This window comes from Thermohahella caldifontis (genome assembly GCF_041153465.1).
GTDB lineage: Bacteria > Pseudomonadota > Gammaproteobacteria > Pseudomonadales > Oleiphilaceae > Thermohahella > Thermohahella caldifontis.
In genome coordinates this window covers 740,930-754,286 of record NZ_CP154858.1, presented here as the reverse complement: position 1 = coordinate 754,286, position 13,357 = coordinate 740,930, and the positions used below count along the sequence as shown (strand labels likewise).

The 13,357-nt window shown below is 55.9% G+C and carries 12 protein-coding genes and 1 pseudogene; 8 read left to right on the top strand and 5 right to left on the bottom strand.

Translation table 11 applies throughout. The features are described 5' to 3' along the window. The first annotated feature begins 13 nt into the window (after positions 1 to 13). The 7 genes and pseudogenes from AAIA72_RS03655 (at position 14) to gspD (ending at position 6,324) form a co-directional block, all read left to right on the top strand. A complete protein-coding gene (locus tag AAIA72_RS03655; protein WP_369602084.1) occupies positions 14 to 481 on the top strand; it encodes an FxsA family protein in 468 nt (155 codons plus the stop codon). 139 nt (positions 482 to 620) lie between these two features. After that, positions 621 to 911: a co-chaperone GroES gene (locus AAIA72_RS03650; RefSeq protein WP_369602083.1), complete on the top strand. Its 291-nt coding sequence runs from the start codon at positions 621 to 623 to the stop codon at positions 909 to 911. 39 nt (positions 912 to 950) lie between these two features. Further along, positions 951 to 2,591 carry a chaperonin GroEL gene (gene groL, locus AAIA72_RS03645; protein ID WP_369602082.1) on the top strand — a complete coding sequence of 547 codons (1,641 nt, stop codon included), beginning with the start codon at positions 951 to 953 and terminating at the stop codon, positions 2,589 to 2,591. 183 nt (positions 2,592 to 2,774) lie between these two features. Beyond that, positions 2,775 to 3,503, top strand: coding sequence for a type II secretion system protein N (gene gspN / locus AAIA72_RS03640; protein WP_369602963.1), 729 nt, complete (start codon positions 2,775 to 2,777; stop codon positions 3,501 to 3,503). Further along, positions 3,503 to 3,826 (top strand): annotated as a pseudogene (locus AAIA72_RS03635) (type II secretion system protein N); the annotation flags it as partial. The gene gspN and the pseudogene AAIA72_RS03635, both read left to right, overlap by 1 nt. A 65-nt stretch (positions 3,827 to 3,891) precedes the next feature. Beyond that, a complete protein-coding gene (locus AAIA72_RS03630; protein WP_369603031.1) occupies positions 3,892 to 4,314 on the top strand; it encodes a hypothetical protein in 423 nt (140 codons plus the stop codon). A 6-nt stretch (positions 4,315 to 4,320) separates the two neighbouring features. Beyond that, positions 4,321 to 6,324: a type II secretion system secretin GspD gene (gene gspD, locus AAIA72_RS03625; RefSeq protein WP_369602081.1), complete on the top strand. Its 2,004-nt coding sequence runs from the start codon at positions 4,321 to 4,323 to the stop codon at positions 6,322 to 6,324. 139 nt (positions 6,325 to 6,463) lie between these two features. On the opposite strand, the gene AAIA72_RS03620 is transcribed toward gspD, so the two are convergent. From AAIA72_RS03620 to purE, 4 genes are all read right to left on the bottom strand, one after another. Further along, the gene (locus AAIA72_RS03620) at positions 6,464 to 9,118 is read right to left on the bottom strand and encodes an EAL domain-containing protein (RefSeq protein ID WP_369602080.1); all 2,655 of its coding nucleotides are present in this window, start codon (positions 9,116 to 9,118) and stop codon (positions 6,464 to 6,466) included. Positions 9,119 to 9,264: 146 nt separating this feature from the next. Next, on the bottom strand, positions 9,265 to 9,846 hold the full coding sequence (gene sodB, locus AAIA72_RS03615; RefSeq protein ID WP_369602079.1) for a superoxide dismutase [Fe]: 582 nt from the start codon (positions 9,844 to 9,846) through the stop codon (positions 9,265 to 9,267). Positions 9,847 to 9,993: 147 nt separating this feature from the next. Beyond that, complete coding sequence (locus tag AAIA72_RS03610) at positions 9,994 to 11,091, bottom strand: 5-(carboxyamino)imidazole ribonucleotide synthase (RefSeq protein WP_369602078.1); 1,098 nt, start codon at positions 11,089 to 11,091, stop codon at positions 9,994 to 9,996. Beyond that, positions 11,088 to 11,579 carry a 5-(carboxyamino)imidazole ribonucleotide mutase gene (gene purE, locus AAIA72_RS03605; RefSeq protein WP_369602077.1) on the bottom strand — a complete coding sequence of 164 codons (492 nt, stop codon included), beginning with the start codon at positions 11,577 to 11,579 and terminating at the stop codon, positions 11,088 to 11,090. Before purE ends, AAIA72_RS03610 begins: the two co-directional genes overlap by 4 nt. A 138-nt stretch (positions 11,580 to 11,717) precedes the next feature. Between purE and AAIA72_RS03600 the strand changes: the two genes are divergently transcribed. Then, positions 11,718 to 12,596, top strand: coding sequence for a hypothetical protein (locus tag AAIA72_RS03600; RefSeq protein ID WP_369602076.1), 879 nt, complete (start codon positions 11,718 to 11,720; stop codon positions 12,594 to 12,596). A gap of 19 nt (positions 12,597 to 12,615) precedes the next feature. Here AAIA72_RS03600 and AAIA72_RS03595 read toward each other — a convergent pair whose 3' ends face one another. Beyond that, positions 12,616 to 13,116, bottom strand: a complete 501-nt coding sequence (locus AAIA72_RS03595; protein ID WP_369602075.1) for a hypothetical protein — start codon at positions 13,114 to 13,116, stop codon at positions 12,616 to 12,618. Positions 13,117 to 13,357 lie beyond the last annotated feature (241 nt).

Below are 13,357 nucleotides of genomic sequence, written 5' to 3'. Positions count from 1 at the left end.
TGGAGACCTCCCCGTGCCCCTGATTGTCCTGCGTCTGTTCTGGTGGCTGCCCCTGATCGAGCTGGTCGGCCTGATCTGGTCAGCCATTGAAATCGGTTTTCTGTTCACCTTTTTCTGGACGTTGGGTACCGCAGTCTGGGGGGCTTCGCTGCTGGCCGGTCCGGCACGCATCGAAACCCTGCAGAGGGCGCTGCATCAGGGACAGGATGAAATGGCCATGATGGCTGACCAACTGGTCATCACCCTGGCGGCGCTCTGCCTCATCTTCCCCGGCTGGCTGACCGACACAACCGGTCTCGTTCTCCTGTTGCCATGGACGCGTCAGGCTGTCTATCGCCGCCTCGTCGAACCGCTGTGGCTGCGTATGCAACATTCCATGGATGGTTTCCGGGCAGGACACCCCTTCGACGACTCCGTTTCAGGCCGTACCGTGGACGGAGAGTATCGGCCTCTCGATAGAGATAAACTATCGAAATTCTGATTTGCATTAAAACGCATTTTGTCATGGTCCTGTTGAAATGCGCAGGGCCGGCCCCATCTATGGCACACACATTTCGTGCCCGCCCGCAGCGGGTGAACAACTCAATCAGGTTCGTCAAAGAATCGGGAGATTACATCGTATGAAAATTCGTCCGTTACACGATCGTGTCGTCGTTCGTCGCAAGGAAGAAGAAACCACCACGCCGGGCGGTATCGTGCTGCCGGGTAACGCCAAGGAAAAGCCCTCCCAGGGTGTCGTCGTGGCGGTAGGCGAACGACGCGTGCTGGACAATGGCGAGGTTCGTCCGCTGGCTGTCAAGGAAGGTGACGTTGTGGTTTTCGGCCAGTATGCGGGCAACACCATCAAGCTGGATGGGGAAGAGCTGCTGATCATCGCCGAAAGCGAAATTCTCGGCATCATTGAAGACTGAACCCCAAACTCAAGTTTCTGAAAACAGGATTGAATCAACATGGCAGCAAAAGACGTAAAATTCGGTGACAGCGCGCGCAAGCGTATGGTTGACGGCGTAAACATCCTGGCGGATGCCGTCAAGACAACTCTCGGTCCCAAGGGCCGCAACGTGGTACTGGACAAGTCCTTCGGTGCACCGACCGTGACCAAGGACGGCGTGTCTGTCGCCAAGGAAATCGAACTGAAGGACAAGTTTGAAAACATGGGTGCCCAGATGGTCAAGGAAGTCGCTTCCCAGACCAATGACGAGGCCGGTGATGGCACCACCACCGCAACCGTTCTGGCCCAGGCCATTCTGAACGAAGGCATGAAGGCGGTAGCTGCCGGCATGAACCCCATGGACCTGAAGCGGGGTATCGACAAGGCTGCTGCTGCTGCAGTGGAAGAAATCCGCAAGCTGGCGCGCCCGTGCGAAGACAGCAAGGCCATTGCTCAGGTGGGCACCATCTCTGCCAACAGCGATACTCAGGTTGGTGAACTGATCGCAGAGGCCATGGAAAAGGTGGGCAAGGAAGGGGTGATCACTGTTGAAGAGGGCAGCGGTCTGGAAAACGAGCTGGACGTGGTCGAAGGTATGCAGTTCGATCGCGGTTACCTGTCCCCGTACTTCATCAACAACCAGGACAGCATGTCTGCTGAGCTTGAGAACGCCTTTGTTCTGCTCGTGGACAAGAAAATCTCCAACATTCGTGAGCTGCTCCCGATTCTGGAGCAAGTCGCCAAGTCTTCCCGTCCGCTGCTGATTATTGCTGAGGATGTGGAAGGTGAAGCGCTGGCCACACTGGTTGTGAACACTATTCGCGGTATCGTCAAGGTAGCTGCCGTCAAGGCGCCCGGATTTGGTGATCGCCGCAAGGAAATGCTGCGCGACATTGCCATTCTGACCGGTGGTGAAGTGATTTCCGAGGAAATCGGTCTGACTCTGGAGAACGCAACGCTTGACAGCCTGGGTACCGCCAAGCGCATCGTGGTGACCAAGGAAAACACCACCATCATTGATGGTGCCGGCAAGCCTGAAGACATTCAGGCCCGTGTTGCGCAGATCCGCAAGCAGATTGAGGAGGCAACTTCCGACTACGACCGTGAGAAGCTCCAGGAGCGTGTGGCCAAGCTGGCTGGCGGCGTCGCAGTCATCAAGGTGGGTGCTGCTTCCGAAGTGGAAATGAAGGAGAAGAAGGCTCGCGTCGAAGACGCGCTGCATTCTACCCGTGCCGCAGTCGAAGAAGGTGTTGTACCGGGTGGTGGCGTTGCACTGGTACGCGCACTGGAAGCGATCAAGGACCTCAAGGGCGACAATGAAGACCAGACAGTAGGTATCAACCTGCTGCGCAAGGCCATGGAAGCACCGCTTCGTCAGATTGTTGCGAATGCCGGTGGTGAGCCTTCTGTTGTTGTGGACAAGGTTCGTTCTGGTGAAGGATCCTTCGGGTTCAATGCTGCAACAGAAGAATACGGCGACATGCTTGAGATGGGCATCCTGGATCCGGCCAAGGTGACCCGGACCGCACTTCAGTCCGCGGCCTCCGTAGCTGGTCTGATGATTACCACTGAGTGCATGATCACCGAACTTCCGGAAGACAAGCCCGCACCGGCGATGCCGGACATGGGTGGTATGGGTGGCATGGGCGGCATGATGTAAGCCCATTGGTGCCCTCGCAGGACACAGATCCTGCATAAATAGCCCCGGTCGAAAGGCCGGGGCTTTTTTTCGTGCTATTAAAATTAAGTCAGTTTCTATAACTGTCTGCTATGTTTTTGTTAGACTTCCGGTTTCGGACACGAATTTCAGGGCGAGATGAGCAAACGCGGACTTCTGTTGACAATGGTGGCCCTGATCAGCCTGCTGATCGGCCTGATCTGGACGGTGCCTGCGGGTCTGATCTGGAAGCAGGCCATGCCGATTGTCCGTCAACATATGCAGGTGCCTGTTACTATCCGCGGTGTGGCGGGCACATTGCCCCGTGGGCAGGTCATGATCCAGGCCAGGTCCCTGCCCGTCATTCTGGACTGGCGCCTCCGGCCGACAGGGCTTTCCGGAAGGGGGGCGCTGCTGGAGTTGATAGCACGGACGAGCAATGGTCAAATCGAATCAAACGTAAGTATTGAAGGCTTGTCCACACCCGTTCTGGAAGCGAAGGGTAATATCAGCCTGGAGTCGTTCAATTATCTATTGTCGCGTTATCGGCTCAGGCTTGCCGGAGAACTGGATATCCATGAATTGCACCTGACCCTCAATCCCGATACCGGCTTGCCCATGGATGCCAGAGGCTTGATGGTCTGGTCGGGCGGGCCTGTTCAGTATCCTGCCGGGAGTCAGCTTCAGACCGCCGACATGCCGCCTCTGCGCGGGCGGATTAGCGGGCAGGGGGGAGATGTCAGACTGGAGGTGAGCACACAGGACAATCAGCCTGTGATGCGGATTCGTATTGATGGTTTGGGTACGGCTCACATCAGCGTGCTCAAGCGGCTGGTCGATCTGGCCGGCGCGCCCTGGCCGAACCAGGTTTCACCTGACACGGAAGTATTCAAGTTGCGACAGAGGTTGATGTGATGGTGGCTTGGGCAGCACGTCTGAAGTTCTGGTTGTTGCTTGTTCTGGCCATCTGGCTGCCCCAGAAGCTGGCACCCTGGATCTGGCGCATTGTCTGGCCGTCAGATCCTGTACTCATCATCACTCAGCCGGTTCAGCGGTCGGGAAGTACTCCGGATCTATCGGTCTTTGGGCCTGCTATTGCAGCGACACATTTGTTTGGCACGGTTCAACGAAGCGCTACACCAGAAAAGAATGAAGCTGTCCCGGCTCCGAGAACGCGCCTGAATCTGGTTCTGTACGGTGTCCAGGCCTCAGACGACCCGGAATCTCAGGGGGCCATCATCGGATCTCCCGGGAGACCGGCTGACTACTTCAAATTGGGCGATGCCCTCCCCGGGGAGCTTCATTGGCAGCCGTATTTGAAGACCATGTATTGCTGGAGCGGAACGGTGTTCGTGAATCGCTCTACTTCTCCGAGACCCGGGATTCAGGCATCCAGGTGGCGGCAGCACGTCAGCCGGCGGTCACACCCGAGAAATTTCTCCGCCAGGCGCAGGCAGAGCTGAGGAAAAATCCGCGTCAGGCGCTGGCCTCAGTGGGCCTTGCTCCGAATGAAAACGGCGAAGGTTACGTCTATCAGGGCAATAATCCCATGCTGAATGCCATGAACATGCAGAAAGGAGATGTGATTCGCTCCGTGAACGGTTATGTTCTTGGTAATATTGAAGAAGATCAGGCACTGCTCCAGCAACTCTACGAACAGGGCAACCTGCAGGTAGAGATTGAGCGGGGTGGTACGACCTTTACAATCAACTACGCATTGCGGTGAAGTCGCGTGAAAAAAACACAAATAACGATGCAACATGGACAGTTTGGCTACTGGCTCAAAGCGTTCCTGACCATGATCGCCTTGTCGTACGCTGTACTCGGCCCTCAGGTCAATGCGGCAGGACAGGCAGACCAGACCTGGAAGGTCAACCTCAAAGATGCGGATATCCGTGCATTCATCACGCAGGTTGCAGACATTACCGGTTACAGTTTTGTCGTGGATCCCCGGGTCAAGGGCAAGGTAACCGTCATATCGAACGCCCCCATGACCCGCGATGAAGTCTATGAAATGTTTCTTTCCGTTCTCAGCGTGCACGGCTTTGCCGCGACGCCGGGTAACGGAGTCATCAAGATTGAGCAGATCAACAATGCGAAACAATCTGCAGAAAACCTTCGCATGCTGAGGAAAACCCCGGGCGAGCAAATTGTCACACGGGTTATTCAGGTGAATAACGTCAACGCCCTTGAGCTGGTGCCCATCCTCAGGCCCATGGTCGCCAAATACGGACACCTGGCAGGGGTCGCCACAGCCAACGCCCTGATTATCAGTGATCACCTCAATAACATTACCCGCATCGAGCGAATCATTAAAGAACTGGACAGCCCGTCCAAATATGAACTGGAAGTTGTGCAGTTGAAGGAAGCCTGGGTGGGCGACATGGTCAAGCTGCTCGAAGAGCTGGCACCCAGTGAGCTCGGCAAGGCTGCCAACAAGGCAGCCGCAAGCAAATTCAGTGTGGTGGCAGATGAAAGAAGTAACCGGCTGATCATCAAGGGCGACCAGAATTTCCGTGACAAGATCAAGCTGCTGATTGCCAAGCTGGATCAGCCGGCAGCCGTTACCGGGACGACCAAGGTGATTCGGCTCAAGAATGCCGACGCCGAGAAGCTTGCGGAACTGCTCAAGGGTTTGATGGGGGATGTGACAAAAGGGAAAGATGGCAAGGCCGCCGGTGGCAATTCTGAAGTGGGCATTTATGCGGATGAAGGGCTGAATGCGCTGGTTGTGCGCGCGGAGCCGTCCGTGATGAAGGAAATCGAACGCATTGTGGATCAGCTGGATGTTCGTCGGGCACAGGTGCTGATCGAGGCGGCCATTGTGGAGATCTCCGATGGCCTCACCAAGCAGCTCGGCCTGCAGATGGCCGGCGCGGATGTCTCGGGTAAATCCGGCCCGGTCATCGGCACCAACTTCAGCAATGCGGGACTGTCCATCTCCCAGGTTCTGGCTGCGATCGCAAGCAATTCCACGGACGTGGGCCTAGGTGAAGGCATTACGCTGGGTGCGGGCAAGGAAAACACAAGCGGGCTCAGCTTTGGAGTCATTCTGCAGGCACTGTCCTCCACCAGTCAGGCGAACCTGCTGTCAACCCCGAGCATCATTACCATGGACAATCAGAAATCCGAGATCGTGGTGGGTCAGAACGTGCCCTTCAAGACGGGCCAAACCTCTACGGGCACAGATGGCACAACCAATCCGTTCACAACCATCGAGCGCAAGGATGTGGGTCTGACACTTCGTGTCACACCGTCGATCAGCGAGGGTGACGTGGTCAGGCTGGATATCGAACAGGAAACCTCATCCGTGGCACCGTCGAATCAGGACGCTTCCGATATCATTACCAACAAGCGGCAGATCAAGACCTCCGTACTCGCGGATGATGGCGAGACGATTGTATTGGGCGGCCTGATGAATGAAGAATATACGCAAGCCGTCAGCAAGGTTCCCTTGCTGGGCGATATTCCCTGGCTGGGCGCCTTGTTCCGTTCAACGAAAAATCAGAAGGTGAAGCGTAACCTGCTGGTGTTCCTGAGACCGACCATTGTGCGCGACAAGATGGCCGCTCGTGAAGCTAGCGGACGCAAGTATGATGACCTCTGGGAGCTTCACCTGGATATCCAGAAACAAGCCCACGGTGAGGATGAAACATCAAAGCTCGAGAAGCCGGACATCAATTCGCTGTACAAGCGCAACCGTCTGATTCAGCCCGAGCCGACACTCATTCCCTGATGGGGGGATTGTCCGGGCCAAAAGTGGCCCGGGCGATCCGTCAGACAAAAAGTACAACCCATGATTCACGCATATGAAGCTCATGTAAAAGAAGGGCCTGCAGTCCTTCTTTGACATGGCATTGCTCTGTGATATCTGTTCAGTCAAACGATACCTTGACCGCCTTGCGCGCCTCGGGACTCTCGATTTCGAAAAGTTCGGTGGGCTTGAATCCGAAAAATCCGGCAACCAGGTTATTGGGAAACTGTTCCCGATACGTATGGTAGGTCATGACCGCATCATTATACTGCTGGCGAGCGACGCTGATCTGATCTTCCGTATTACCCAACTCGGCCATCAGATCCGCAATGGTTTGATTCGCTTTGAGATCCGGATAAGCTTCAAATACAGCCTGAATGTTGGCCAGGGCCTGTCCCAGCCTGGATTCGGCGCTGGCAAGCTTTTTAACCGTCTCGCCATCTGTCGGATTGGCAGTGCGTGATGCCTGAACAGCCTGGTTACGGGCATTCACTACGGCGTTGAGGGTTTCCTGCTCATGCTTCAGGTAGGCTTTGGCAGATTCCACGAGGTTGGGGATGAGATCATGGCGGCGTTGCAGTTGCACATCAACCTGAGCAAATGCGTTCTTGAATTCATTGCGTAGCGCGACCAGCCGGTTATAGGTTGTGACGCCCCAAACAAGGGTTCCACCCACTGCAGCAAGGCCAATGATGGTTGAATTTTGCATATCGCTCCTTGGATCATCAGGTTGTAAGATGAGCCCTGAAAAAGTCCAGCAGCTCATCGGGGGGACTGGACGGCTGAACAGGTATCCCTGGCCATAGAGACAACCGTTGTCGAGAAGATACTTCTCCTGCCTCTCTGTCTCAACCCCCTCGGCAATGACTTCGAGTCCCAGGCTTTTGCCGAGCTGGATGACAGCGAGAACAATGGAGGTGTCGTCCGGATCATCCAGAAGATCCTGTACAAACTGCTTGTCAATCTTGATTTTGGAGACCGGCAGTTTTTTGAGGTAGCTCAGTGAGGAATACCCGGTGCCAAAATCGTCCACAGCAGTCTGGATGCCATAGCTTCTCAATGCCGACAGAGCGTTGATACAGGGCTGGAGGTTGCGCATGAAACTGGTTTCAGTTACTTCCAGTTCCAGTTGTTCAGGTGGGACTTCGTGTCGTGTGAGCGCACGAATGATGCGCTGAGGCAGATCTTCACGGGTAAATTGCTGGGCCGAGAGGTTTACCGATATGCGAACCGGATACCCTGCCTGTTGCCACAGACTCATCTGGTGGATGGCTTCATCCAGCACCCAGTCACCAATTTCATGGATCAACTCCGAAGATTCTGCGATGGGTATGAAGACATCCGGAGGTACAAGTCCTCGCGTTTCATGGCGCCAACGCAACAATGCCTCGGCACCGATCATCTTGCCCGTTCTCAGATCAATTTGTGGCTGGTAAACCAGAAAGAGCTCCCGGTTCCGAATCGCGCTTGCCAAGTCGTCCGCAAGTTTGCGGCGTTCCCGGATTTCCGCATCAATACTGGCTACGTAGAACTGGAACTGGTTGTGTCCCTGAGACTTGGCCAGAACCATTGTTTGCTCCGCTTTTTGGAGCAACCTTTCCGCATCCTCGCCATCATCCGGAAACAGGGTGATACCGATGGTCACGGTGGTCTGAACGGAGAGCGTATCCAGCAGGACGGGTTTGCTCAGCGCCTTGAGCAGTTGATCGGCAGCCGTTGCGACCTTGAAATGACTGACCGCGTTGAACAGGATCAGGGCGAACTGATCGCCACCCAGGCGAGCGACGGTTGACGTCAGTTCCGGCATGTTGCGCAGGCGCTCTGCCAGGGCCTGGAGAACCTGGTCTCCTGTCGTGTAGCCGTGCTGCTCATTGATGTTCTTGAAGTCGTCCACGCCAATGCACAGGACGGCGAGTCTCTGGCTGTTCTTGCGCGCGCCCTTGATGGCGTCATCAAGATGGCTCCTGAAGAACGAGCGGTTGGGCAGTCCGGTCAGGGTATCGTATTGAGAGAGTTTGATAATCCGGGCTTCCGCATCCTGTCTTTGTCTCTGATATTCAAGAATGGACTGGAGAAGTGCACGCACGCGATCGGTCCAGATGCCCAGTTCGTCCCGCTTATGACCTGCCGGGGTCCGGATCAGACTCGGATCCGGCTGAACCGGATCGATGCGTGTCAGCGACCGGGTCAGATACTGGATCGGGCGTGTCACCAGGTAATGAGAAACCAGGTAGAGAAGAAATCCCAGTGTCAGGGCGCGTATGATGCCTGATACCATGACCAGAATGGAACGCTGCATGAAGGCTTCACCCTGATCCAGCGTGTCGTAAAGTATGCGCAGATCGCCATAATGGATTTTCTGGGGGTCTCCCCGGTACAGGGGAATGCTGTACTCGCGTTCCGCGCCGAAGATGGCCGAAATCAGGGCCGAAAAACGATGCTCCCGGGTCGGGCGGACTCGTTTGGCCAGCGGTGTTTCATCCGGATGGACAATGGCCACGTAGCGTACGGCGGAGTTTTTGAAAAGGCCATCTATGACCTGCTCGCCGAGGTCTTCATCAATGCTGTAAATCGCCTGTGTCGCCGCATCCTTGACAATCTCCAGGGTTTCCAGTGCTTCGGCGTCAATTTCTTCGCTGACTCGCCAGGCATCGGTCACAATCTGGATCAGGCTGACAACAATGCCGATTGCGAATGCCACCGTCATGACACGACGAAGCAAAACTTTGGAAAGTGTCACTTCCGGTTCGACTTGCCTTGATGAATCCTGGGTCATGCGCGGGGCTTCGGATAAATTTTTGTATTGGAAGCAGTTTAGCGTCATCTTGCCGAAAAATACAAAACTCCTTTCATCATTATTGCGGAATCTGAGAAACAGAAAGGGGAGGCCATGGCCTCCCCTCAATGGATGATCCCGATGGATCAGCTTGCGTAGTTCTGGTTCACGAAGTCCCAGTTGACCAGCTTCCAGAGCTCTTCCAGATACTTCGGACGCGCATTGCGGTAGTCGATGTAGTAAGCGTGCTCCCAGACATCCACAGTCAGGATGGCTTTGCGGCCTTCGGCCAGCGGAGTGCCGGCGTTGCTGGTGTTGACGATCTCAACGGAGCCGTCGTCATTCTTGACCAGCCAGGTCCAGCCGGAACCGAAGTTGTTGACTGCAGACTCATTGAACTTCTGCTTGAACGCCTCGAAGGAGCCGAAAGCCTTGTTGATGGCGTCAGCAACTGCGCCGGTGGGTTCGCCGCCACCGTTCGGGCTCAGGCAGTTCCAGTAGAAAGTATGGTTCCACACCTGAGCTGCATTGTTGAAAATGCCGCCGGAAGAAGTCTTGATGATTTCCTCGAGGCTCTTGCCTTCAAATTCGGTACCGGGAACCAGCGCGTTGAGCTTGTCAACGTACGCCTTGTGGTGTTTGCCGTAGTGGTATTCCAGTGTTTCTTCAGAAATGACAGGTGCCAAAGCATCTTTGGCAAAAGGCAGGGGAGGCAGTTCAAAAGCCATGATTATTCTCTCCGTATGTGTTGTGATTGATCCCGAATCACTGTGACGCGGATCACTTCCGCGTCGGGTGGCACAATGATAGCACCGCCCGGCGAGCGGTGCCATGATTGTGAAATTGAGGGTTTCTATCGGAAGGATTGAAGCTGCCTATGAGAGTGCGTCCGGAAGGGTGGACAGGATGGCTTCCATGCGCTGATCCAGCATGGCCGGATCATCCGACACGACGTTGATGTGTCCGAGTTTTCTGCCGGGGCGGGAGGACTTGCCGTAAAGATGCAGGTGCGTGTCCGGGTGCCTCAGCACAGCTTCCCGGTCGGGCAGGTTGCCGACTAGATTGATCATGCACGTGTGCCCGCGGGCTTCGGTACACCCAAGAGGCAGTCCTGCAACGGCACGGACATGATTCTCGAACTGACTGATCACGGCGCCATTCTGTGTCCAGTGTCCCGAATTGTGGACTCTTGGCGCCATTTCGTTGGCTAGCAACCCGTCCGGCGTCTCGAAAAGTTCCAGTGCCAGCACGCCGACGTAATCCAGGCGGTTGAGTATGCGCGTGATGAACGCATCGGCTTCCTTCTGGACGGTGGCCGACAGATTGGGTGCCGGAGCGCGAGTCAGGCGCAGGATGCCGTCCCGGTGCAGGTTTTCTCCAATCGGATAGGTGCGGACTTCTCCGGTGCGGCTTCGAACGGCAATGATGGAGACTTCACGCGTAAAATTCACGAAGGCCTCGACAATCAACTCCCTGTGTCCGATCCGCTTCCAGGCATCCTCGGCTTCTTCCGGGGAGCGCAGCACGGCTTGGCCCTTGCCGTCATAGCCTTCCGTCACCGACTTGGCCACCACAGGGCAGCCCAGCTCCCCGGCTGCTGACTTCAGGGCCTCGGGAGAGTTCACGACCCGATAGGTCGCAGTCGGAATGCCCAGTTCCGTGAACAGGGCTTTTTCAAGCGCCCTGTGCTGACAAACTCTCAGTGCCTCGACCCCGGGATAGACAGGCTTGTGGCGCGCAATTTCTTCCACCTCTGCCAGGGGCAGGTGTTCGAACTCATAGGTCACCACATCCACAGCGTCCAGAAACGCTGCCAGTGCATCCGGTGTTTCCGGCGTGATGATGCGGCCCACATTGGCGGTCGGTTTCCCTGATGGCTCGTAAAGCACGAACTCGAGCCCGAGGGGCATGCCCTCGAGCACCATCATCCGGCCAAGCTGTCCGGCGCCGAGTATTCCGATGCGTTGCTTCATGGCTGGCTGGGATCCGGATGGTCAAGTACCTGCCGGGTCTGTTCCCGGCGGAAAGCGATCAGCTTTTCCCTAACGGTCTCATCTTCCAGCGCAATGATCTGTGCCGCCAGAATTCCCGCGTTCCGGGCGCCCGCCGTGCCGATGGCCAGCGTGCCAACCGGAACACCTCCCGGCATCTGAACGATGGAAAGCAGTGAGTCCAGTCCGTTCAGGGCTTTCGACTGGACGGGGACACCCAGTACGGGCAGGTGCGTCTGTGCGGCCACCATGCCGGGCAGGTGCGCGGCGCCGCCCGCTCCGGCAATGATGACCTTCAGCCCCCGGTCAGCGGCGGATTTGGCATAGTCGAACAACAGGTCTGGTGTCCGGTGAGCCGAGACCACACGTGTTTCGTAGCCAACGCCAAGCGATTCCAGCATGCGTGCGGCGTGTTCCATGGTCGGCCAGTCAGATCTGGACCCCATGATGATGCCGACTACAGGTACCATAAATGTACTCCTGAATACGTGAAGCCCGCTATTTTAAAGATCGTGTCCGGGGGGTGCAAACCTTCCCCCTCTTTTAATTCCCGTGGTAATGCGCATAATGCGAACATCTTGAATTCAGACCAGAGCAACGGAGCAAAAATGGACGGGATACGCCCAGACCGGGATGAGCTTGAGCGCCACGTGAAGCAGCATGCATCGCCCGGACAGCCGCGCAAAAGAAAATCCGCCGTCCCGGGATCTCCGGACACGGCAAAAGCAGTAGAGCAGTATGTCCGGCTGACACGGCCCGCCCAGGCCGCCTTGGTCATCATCTTCATCATGTTGGTTGCCATCGCGGTAGCCGGCTACTGGAACTACACCCGCCAGATTCGCGTGATTGACCAGATGCAGGCCCAGCTTGAAGAGGCTTCCCGTCAGGTCAGGCAGAGCAATCTGGTCATTGCGCGCCTTGAGGGAGAGCTGCAGAGCACGGATTCCACCCTGCAGCAAAGCGGGAACGAAGTGGCCAGGCAGCTGAAGTTTCTGGATTCGGAAATACGCAAGCTCTGGGATGTCAGCAACAAGCGCAACAAGGCCTGGATTCGCCAAGCGCAGAAGGATATCGAGTCATTGAAAAGTCGTACAGGCGGACTGTCCGCGGAATTGCAGACACTGGAAAACAGTTTTCAGAACCAGAGCAAGCTGATAGAGCAGATTCAGACGGACGCGACAGCCATGTCCGTGCGCCAGGCGGCGATGGATGAGGTCTTGAGCCGAACCAATGAATCCCTGAGTGCCGTTCAGGTCAGTCTGGCATCATTGCAAAAACAGGTGTCCGAAATTCAGTCCGGATTACAGAGACAGGAAAAACAAACGGCAGCCTTGCTGTCTCGACTGGACAAGCTGGAAGCCCGGCTGGCCTCAACCGAAGAACTGGCCCGGGTATTTGACCAGGCTCGCCAGCAACTGGTAGGACGCTATCTGTCTCTGGACAAGCGTCTGAAGGCGATTGAGAAAAAAGCGCAGCCGGCCAAGTAGGTTTGACTGCACTGCCGTTTCAGCGGCCCGTTGCGTTGATTGTCGTGTTCTGGATATCCTGAGTCAGGAATGTCGGCACGATCTTGACGTCAACAAACTCGCGGAAAAGAATGGCGGCTGCAATGGCGCTGTCCTGCTGGGCAGTTAGTGCCGGATCTACCGCGAGAGGTTCGGCCAGGTCAGTCAGTGCCTTTTCGGCGGCATCCAGCTCGGGGCCGCCCGCCGCAGGCGGAGTGAACAGGCCAGGCACAAAAATGTCTGCCAATTGCGGATTGGTCAGTAATTTTGCAGGGATCCGGTTCGCCTCTGCCGGATCCTGCGACAGATCAATATAATCCGGCAGGCTTGAAAAAGTGATTTCAACCGTATCGCCGGACTTCAGCTCCACCTGTGTTTGTGATGTCGCTTGCGCCTCCTGAGCGGCTGCGGCCTCTTCGGCAAGTGCAACACCGGGTATGACCGAGATTGCCAGCAGCAGCCGGCAGAGTTTTCCTGGGAGTCTCCCTTTTGAAGCCATCATGATACTGTCCTCGTCTGAATATGGCGCGTACGGTCTCTGCTCACGCCCGGCTTGCCCACACTGCGTTTTTACTTATTATGATGTAATAAATTGTCATTATTTATTTCAAAAGATAGCACCTTTGTTGCGCAAAAAAACAAGGCCCGTGTCAAAAAAACAAACAAATCTCCGTGCCTGCGTCACATTTTGGCAGGCAGCGGCATGTCATGGAGGTGGCGAATACGGCGCCTTTGTAACAAAG

Bases quoted from the DNA above. Each gene is read 5' to 3' on its own strand.
- AAIA72_RS03650 (WP_369602083.1), top strand. From the start codon at position 621: ATGAAAATTCGTCCGTTACACGATCGTGTCGTCGTTCGTCGCAAGGAA.
- groL (WP_369602082.1), top strand. From the start codon at position 951: ATGGCAGCAAAAGACGTAAAATTCGGTGACAGCGCGCGCAAGCGTATG.
- gspN (WP_369602963.1), top strand. From the start codon at position 2,775: ATGGTGGCCCTGATCAGCCTGCTGATCGGCCTGATCTGGACGGTGCCT.
- AAIA72_RS03620 (WP_369602080.1), bottom strand. From the start codon at position 9,118: ATGACCCAGGATTCATCAAGGCAAGTCGAACCGGAAGTGACACTTTCC.
- sodB (WP_369602079.1), bottom strand. From the start codon at position 9,846: ATGGCTTTTGAACTGCCTCCCCTGCCTTTTGCCAAAGATGCTTTGGCA.
- AAIA72_RS03610 (WP_369602078.1), bottom strand. From the start codon at position 11,091: ATGAAGCAACGCATCGGAATACTCGGCGCCGGACAGCTTGGCCGGATG.
- purE (WP_369602077.1), bottom strand. From the start codon at position 11,579: ATGGTACCTGTAGTCGGCATCATCATGGGGTCCAGATCTGACTGGCCG.
- AAIA72_RS03600 (WP_369602076.1), top strand. From the start codon at position 11,718: ATGGACGGGATACGCCCAGACCGGGATGAGCTTGAGCGCCACGTGAAG.
- AAIA72_RS03595 (WP_369602075.1), bottom strand. From the start codon at position 13,116: ATGATGGCTTCAAAAGGGAGACTCCCAGGAAAACTCTGCCGGCTGCTG.